Raw genomic sequence first — 7,473 nt, 5'->3', positions numbered from 1 at the left:
GAGCCGGAGCCGGAGCCCGAACCGCCGCCGTACGAGCCGCCGCGCGAACCCGAACCGGAGCCCGAGCCACCGCCGTACGAACCGCCACGCGAACCCGAGCCGGAGCCCGAGCCGCCACCGTACGAACCGCCGCCGTACGAGCCGCCGCGCGAGCCGGAGCCCGAGCCCGAACCCGAGCCGCCCCGACCGCCGCCGCTGCCGCCGTAGGAGCCGCCCCGACCCCCGCCCTGTCCGCCGCGACCGCTGCCGCTGCCGCCGCCGCTGCCGTTCCTGCCGTTGCCACTGCTACGCATCAAAGTGTCCGTACGTCGTTCCGTCTGGGATGTGCGGTCGTTTCGGCCGACCTCACCTCCCCCTACCGACCAGGCGTTGCCCGATCGGCCTCGCCGCTGCCGTCCGCGGCCTGCGCGACAGCGGCGGCGACCGCCTCCGCGATCATCGTGCCCTCCAGGGACTCCGCTTCCACGTCGTCGACCTCGGGCAGGAAGGGAGCGAGCTCCGGCAGCTCATCCAAGCCGCGGAGCCCCATCCGTTCCAGGAAGTAGTTCGTCGTCCGATACAGGATCGCACCTGTTTCGGGCTCGGATCCGGCCTCTTCCACCAGTCCTCGCTGTACCAGGGTACGCATCACGCCGTCACAGTTCACACCACGGACGGCGGAGACCCGCGATCTGGACACCGGCTGCCGGTAGGCGACCACCGCCAGGGTCTCCAGCGCGGCCTGGGTCAGCCGGGCCTGCTGGCCGTCCAGCAGGAAGCGGTCGACGGCCCCGGCACAGGTGTCCCGGCTGTAGAACCGCCAGCCGCCGGCCACCTGCCGCAGGTCGAAACCGCGTCCTTGGGCGGCGTACTCGGCGGCCAGCTCGCGCAGCGCTCCGGCCACCTCGGCCCGGGGCCGCTCCAGCACTCCGGCCAGCCGGTCCTCCCCGACCGGCTCGTCGACGACCATCAGGATCGCCTCCAGCTCGGCCTTCAGACCCGGCCCGACGGGCTCCTGCGCACCGGAAGTCGACGGGGCCGACTTCTGGTGCACCACCCGGGGCTCGCCGTCCGCCGGCTCCGCCACGAGCCCCGGCACCGCCGCAGGCTCCGGCACCGCCACGGGCCCCCGCGCCGCCACGGGCCCCGGCCCCGTCGGCTGGTCCGGCAGCAGCTCGAAGGCCGGTTCCAGCCATTCCTCGGCCCGCGGCCGCCCCGGCAGCCCGAGCGGGCGGCGCACCGGCCGCCCGCCGTCGTTCCCGCCACTCATCGCCGCCCGTCCTCCTCCTGGGATCGCTCCGCCTCGCCGGCGGGCCGGTCGAACTCGTCCGTCACCTCGACCGCGCCCCGGCCCTCCTCGGCCACCCAGCGCACCCGCAGCTCGCCGAGCGCCTCCGGCTGCTCGAAGGCCAGCGCCCGCTCCCGGTACAGCTCCAGCAGCGCCAGGAAGCGGGCGACCACCACCATGGTGTCCGGCGCGTCCGCGACCAGCTGCTGGAAGGAGGCCTCGCCGAGGCCGGTGAGCAGCCCGGCCACCAGCGCGGCCTGCTCGCGCACGCTCACCGGCGGGGTGTGGATGTGGTCCACGTACACCACGGGCTTCGGCTTGGGCTCCATGGCCTTGGCCGCCAGCTGGGCGAGCCGCTCCGGCCCGATGGTGATGACCACCTCGGGCAGCAGCGCCGCGTGCCGGGGCTCCAGCCCGACGGTCCGGGGCCGTCGCAGCAGCTCGGCCGCCCAGCGCTCGCCGAACAGCGCCGCCGCCCGCTTGTACGCCCGGTACTGCAACAGCCGGGCGAACAGCAGGTCGCGCGCCTCCAGCAGGGCGAGGTCCGCCTCGTCCTCGACCTCGGCCACCGGCAGCAGCCGGGCGGCCTTGAGGTCGAGCAGGGTGGCGGCCACCACCAGGAACTCGGTCGCCGCGTCCAGGTCCCAGTCCGGGCCCATCGCCCGGATGTGCGCCAGGAACTCGTCCGTCACGGTGGCCAGTGCCACCTCGGTGACGTCCAGCTTGTGCTTGGCGATCAGGCCGAGCAGCAGGTCGAAGGGGCCCTCGAAGTTGTCCAGCCGTACCCGGAAGCCGCCCCGGGACTCCTCCTCGGTGGCGTTCGCGGCGCTGGCGGCTGGTTCGACGGTGCTCGGCATGACGGTCCATCTTCGCCCGACCGCACCGGCCGCCCCGCCCGGGAGCGGCCGACACGCCGCCCACGGCCCTCGGGCCCGGCCCCGGCACGCCCCTGCGGGCGCCCTACCGGCCGCGCAGCCGCCGGACCAGGATCGAGGCCTCGCCGCGCTGCTCCAGGTCCGCCAGGACGACCGCGATGGCCTCCCGGACTATCCGCCCGCGGTCCACGGCCAGGCCGTGCTCGCCGCGCAGCACCAGCCGGGCGTGCTCCAGGTCCATGAGCTCCTCGGCGGAGACGTACACGGTGATCTTCTCGTCGTGCCGCTCGCGACCGCTCGGGCGGCGCGGCGCGCGGCCGCGCGGCCGGGACGGGCCTGGCCAAGCGACTCGCCGGGCTGGGTGAGAGCGAGGGCCGGCGCCTGGCGCTGGACCTCGTGCGGACGGAGGTCGCCGCCGTGCTCGGCCACGCCTCCGCCGAGGCCATCGCGCCCGAGCGCGCGTTCCAGGAGCTCGGCTTCGACTCCCTCGCCGCGACCGACCTGCGCAACCGCCTCAACAAGCGCACCGGCCTGCGCCTGCCCGCCACGCTCGCCTTCGACTTCCCCAACGCGCGGGCCGTCGCGGAGCACCTCCTCGACCTGGCCGGCGCGGGCACGGAGGCGACGCCGAGGACCGGCACCGACGTCCGTCCGCACACCTCCGACGAGCCGATCGCGATCGTCGGCATGGCCTGCCGCTACCCCGGCGGCGCGGCCACGCCCGAGGAGCTGTGGCGGCTGCTGGTGGACGGCGTCGACACCGTCACCGGACTGCCGACCGACCGCGGCTGGGACATCGAGCACCTCTACGACCCTGAGCCCGGCAAGGAGGGCCACAGCTACACCCGCCACGGCAGCTTCCTCCACGACGCCGGCGACTTCGACCCCGGCTTCTTCGGGATCTCCCCGCGCGAGGCCCTCTACATGGACCCGCAGCAGCGGCTCCTGCTGGAGACCTCGTGGGAGGCCGTGGAGCGGGCGGGCATCGACCCGCTGTCCCTGCGCGGCAGCCGGACGGGCGTCTTCGCGGGCGTCATGTACCACGACTACGCGCTCAACACGAACCCCTCGGGCACCAGCGGTGGCAGCGTCGTCTCCGGCCGGGTGTCCTACACGCTGGGCCTGGAGGGCCCGGCGGTGACCGTGGACACCGCGTGCTCGTCGTCCCTCGTCGCCCTGCACCTGGCGGTCCAGGCGCTGCGCAGCGGTGAGTGCTCGCTGGCCCTGGCGGGCGGCGCGACGGTGATGTCCACGCCGGGCATGTTCATCGAGTTCTCGCGGCAGCGGGGGCTGTCGGCGGACGGCCGCTGCAAGGCGTTCGCGGGCGCGGCGGACGGTGTGGGCTGGTCGGAGGGCGTCGGGGTGCTGCTCGTGGAGCGGCTCTCCGACGCGGAGCGGCTCGGTCACCGGGTGCTTGCGGTGATCCGCGGCACCGCCGTCAACCAGGACGGCGCGAGCAACGGCTTCTCGGCGCCGAACGGTCCGTCGCAGCAGCGGGTGATCCGCCAGGCGCTGGCGAGCGCCGGGCTGTCCCCGGCGGACGTCGACGCCGTCGAGGCCCACGGCACGGGCACCACGTTGGGCGACCCGATCGAGGCGCAGGCGGTCCTGGCGACCTACGGCCAGGACCGTGAACTCCCGCTCCTGCTGGGCTCGATCAAGTCGAACATCGGGCACGCGCAGGCCGCTGCCGGTGTGGCCGGCGTGATCAAGATGGTGCTGGCGATGCAGCACGGGGTGCTTCCGCGGTCGCTGCACATCGACCGGCCCTCGCCGCACGTCGAGTGGTCGGAGGGTGCGGTCGAGCTGCTGGCCGATGCCAGGGACTGGCCGGCGACCGGCCGTCCGCGCCGGGCGGGTGTGTCCGCCTTCGGGATCAGCGGGACCAACGCGCACGTGATCGTCGAGCAGGGGCCCGAAGCGGTGGCCGAACCCGCCGATGGTGGAAGGGACCTGGGCACGCTGCCGTGGCTGCTCGCCGCGGCGACGCCGGAGGCCCTGCGGGTGCAGGCCGAGCGGCTCGCGGCCTTCGTCGGCGCGCGCCCGGAGCTCGACGCCCTGGACGTCGCCCACTCGCTGGTCGCGACGCGGCCGGCACTGGAGCACCGCGCGGCGCTGCTCGGCGCGGACCGGGCGGAGCTGCTGGTCGGACTGGACGCGCTGAGCCGGGGTGAACTCGTCCCCGGCGCGACCGTCTCGTCCGCCCGGGCGGGTGGGGCGACGGCGTTCCTGTTCTCCGGGCAGGGCTCGCAACGGCTCGGGATGGGCCGGGAGTTGTACGAACGCTTCCCGGTGTTCGCGCGGGCCTTCGACGAGGTGTGCGCGGCGCTGGAGGTTCCGGTTCGGGACGTCGTGTGGGGTGCGGACGCGGAGCTGTTGAACCGGACGGAGTACGCCCAGGCCGGGTTGTTCGCGGTCGAGGTGGCGCTCTACCGGCTGGTCGAATCGCTGGGTGTGCGGCCGGAGTTCGTGGCCGGGCACTCGATCGGTGAGGTCGCGGCCGCGCATGTCGCCGGGGTGTTCTCGCTGGCGGACGCCTGCGCGCTGGTGGCCGCTCGCGGTCGGCTGATGCAGGCGCTGCCGGCGGGTGGCGCGATGCTGGCGGTGCAGGCGACGGAGGACGAAGTCCTGCCGTTGCTGGGTGAGTTCGTGTCGATCGCGGCCGTCAACGGCCCGACCTCCGTGGTCGTCTCCGGCACGGAGGAGGCCGTCTCGGAGATCGCGGCGCACTTCGCCGACCGCCGGACCACGCGGCTGCGGGTCTCGCACGCGTTCCACTCCCCGCTGATGGACCCGATGCTGGCGGACTTCCGTACCGTTCTCGACGGGCTGACGTACCATGCGCCGTCGATTCCCGTCGTCTCCAACCTCACCGGCGCACTGGCCGAAGGCCTCCAGGAGCCCGAGTACTGGGTGCGCCACGCCCGCGAGGCCGTCCGCTTCGCCGACGGCATCCGCACGCTGGAGGCCGCGGGCGTCCGCCGCTACCTCGAACTCGGCCCCGACGCCGTCCTGTCCGGCCTGGTGCGGGGCGTCCTGGACGACCCGACGGGCACCGGCACGTGCGTCGTGCCCGCCCTGCACACGGACCGGGGCGAGCAGGCGAGCCTGGTCGGCGCGCTCGGCCGGCTGCACACGGCCGGGGCCGAGGTGGACTGGTCCGTCCTCTTCGCCGGCACCGGCGCCCGGACGGTGGACCTGCCCACCTACGCGTTCCAGCACCGTCGGTTCTGGCTCGACGCGACGACCCCGACCGGGGACCTGGGCGCGGTCGGCGTGGGCGCCTTCGCGCACCCGCTGCTCGGCGCCGCCGTCGACCTGTCCCACACGGACGGGTTCCTCCTCACCGGCCGGGTGTCGCTGGAGTCCCACCCGTGGCTGGCCGACCACCAGGTCCTGGACACCGTCCTCGTCCCGGGCGCGGCACTGGTCGAACTGGCCCTGCGGGCCGCGACCGAGGCCGGGTGCGAGTTGCTGGAGGAACTGACGCTGGCCGCACCGCTGGTGCTGCCCGAGCACGGCGCCGTCCAACTGCACGTACGGGTCGGTGGCCCGGACGCCTCGGAGCGGCGCGCGGTCACCGTCCACTCCCGCCTGGACGGGGACCCGGACGCCGGGTGGGTGCAGCACGCGGCCGGTTCGCTGGCCGTCGGCGAAGCGGTGGAGGCCGAGTCCTTCGACGTGTGGCCGCCGGTCGGTGCGGAGGCGTTGCCGGTGGAGGGTGCGTACGAGCGGATGGCGGAGGCCGGCTTCGGCTACGGTCCGGTCTTCCAGGGCCTGCGCGCGGCCTGGCGGCGCGGCGACGAGCTGTTCGCCGAGGTCGCGCTGCCGGAGGGCGTGGCGGCCGACGGCTTCGGTGTGCACCCGGCGCTGCTCGACGCCGCCATGCACGCCGCGATCCTGGCCGGCGGCGGCGAGCGCGAGACCATGATCCCGTTCGCGTGGACCGGCGTGAGGCTGTCCGCCGTCGGTGCCTCGGCGGTGCGGGTGCGGATCCTCCGGCTCGACGGGGGTGGGCTGCGGCTCCACCTCGCCGATCCGGCGGGCGGGCCGGTGCTGGCCGTGGCGTCGATGGTGGGGAGGGCGGTGTCGGCGGAGCAGCTGGGTTCGGTCGACCCGCTGTACGGCATCGAGTGGGCGGAGCTGTCCAACTCGGCTGCCGCAGAGGACTCCTGGGCGCACTGGGACGCCCTGCCCGCCGAGGGCCCGGTCCCCGGGACCGTGGTCCTGGACTGTGGCGCCTTCGTGAGCCCCGAGGACGTTCCGAGCGGTGTTCGCGTGAACGTCGACGCGGTGTTGGCGGTCCTTCAGGTGTGGTTGGTGGAGGAGCGGTTCGCGGCGTCGCGTCTGGTGGTGGTGACGCGGGGTGCGGTGGCGGTGGGTGCGGGTGAGCCGGTGGATCTGGCGCAGGCTCCGGTGTGGGGTCTGGTGCGGGCCGCGCAGGCGGAGAACCCGGGGCGCTTCGGGCTGCTGGACACGGACGGGGAGGTGGTCGTCACCGCGGAGCCGGAGTCGGCCGTGCGCGGCGGGGCCGTTCACGTGCCGCGGCTGGGCCGTCTTCCGTTGCCGGAGGGTCCGGTCCCGGTCGGCGCGGAGGACACGGTGCTGATCACCGGTGGTACGGGTGGCCTGGGGGCCGTCGTGGCGCGGTACCTGGTGGCCGAGTGTGGTGTGCGGAGTCTGGTGTTGACGAGCCGTCGCGGCCTGGAGGCTCCTGGCGCGACGGAGCTGGTGGCGGAGCTGTCCGCCGTCGGCGCGGCCGTCGACGTCCGCGCCTGTGACATGGCGGACCGCGACGCGGTCGCTGCTCTGGTCGATGTGATCCCGGGGCTGTCGGCCGTGGTCCACGCCGCGGGCGTGGGTGACAACGGTCTGGTGGGTGCGCTCACGCCTGAGCGGATGGACGCTGTGCTGGCCCCGAAGGCCGACGGCGCGTGGTTCCTGCATGAGCTGACGAGCCACCTGGATCTGGCCGCCTTCGTGATGTTCTCCTCGGCCGGTGGCCTGGTCCTGACCGCCGGGCAGGGCAACTACGCGGCCGCGAACGTCTTCCTCGACGCCCTCGCCGTCCACCGCCGCGCCGCCGGCCTGCCCGCCACCTCGATGGCCTACGGCATGTGGGACGTCGGCGCCGGCCTGGGCGAGCACCTCTTGGAGCTGAACCGCAATCGCATGGCAGCGCAGGGCGTCCCGCTGCTCACTCGTGAGGCCGGCCTGGCGCTGTTCGCCACCGCGCTGCGCAGCGAGCACGCCGCCGTCGTCCCGATCCGGGTCGACGCGGCCGCCCTGCGGGCCCGCACCGACGAGGTCCCCGCGCTCCTGCGCGCCCTC

3 protein-coding genes and 2 pseudogenes are annotated in these 7,473 nt (G+C 74.7%); 1 reads left to right on the top strand and 4 read right to left on the bottom strand.

Annotated features, from left to right (window positions below; genetic code table 11):
* From BG452_RS45980 to BG452_RS25700, 4 genes and pseudogenes are all read right to left on the bottom strand, one after another.
* Positions 1–293 (bottom strand): hypothetical protein (locus BG452_RS45980; protein ID WP_223242731.1); only part of this gene is annotated, 293 nt, incomplete at its 3' end.
* A 62-nt stretch (positions 294–355) separates the two neighbouring features.
* Positions 356–1,033, bottom strand: coding sequence for an SMC-Scp complex subunit ScpB (gene scpB, locus BG452_RS25710; RefSeq protein ID WP_317621230.1), 678 nt, complete (start codon positions 1,031–1,033; stop codon positions 356–358).
* 212 nt (positions 1,034–1,245) lie between these two features.
* Positions 1,246–2,124, bottom strand: a complete 879-nt coding sequence (locus BG452_RS25705; protein WP_188306740.1) for a segregation and condensation protein A — start codon at positions 2,122–2,124, stop codon at positions 1,246–1,248.
* A gap of 103 nt (positions 2,125–2,227) precedes the next feature.
* Positions 2,228–2,488 (bottom strand): annotated as a pseudogene (locus BG452_RS25700) (hypothetical protein); the annotation flags it as partial.
* Between BG452_RS25700 and BG452_RS25695 the strand changes: the two are divergent.
* A pseudogene (locus tag BG452_RS25695) lies at positions 2,455–7,473 on the top strand (SDR family NAD(P)-dependent oxidoreductase); the annotation flags it as partial. The pseudogenes BG452_RS25700 and BG452_RS25695 sit on opposite strands and share 34 nt — an antisense overlap.

The organism is Streptomyces sp. CBMA123 (assembly GCF_014596465.1).
In the GTDB taxonomy this organism is placed as follows: Bacteria; Actinomycetota; Actinomycetes; order Streptomycetales; family Streptomycetaceae; genus Kitasatospora.
The sequence above is the reverse complement of the archived record's forward strand: the minus strand, read 5'-3'. Positions and strand labels throughout refer to the sequence as shown.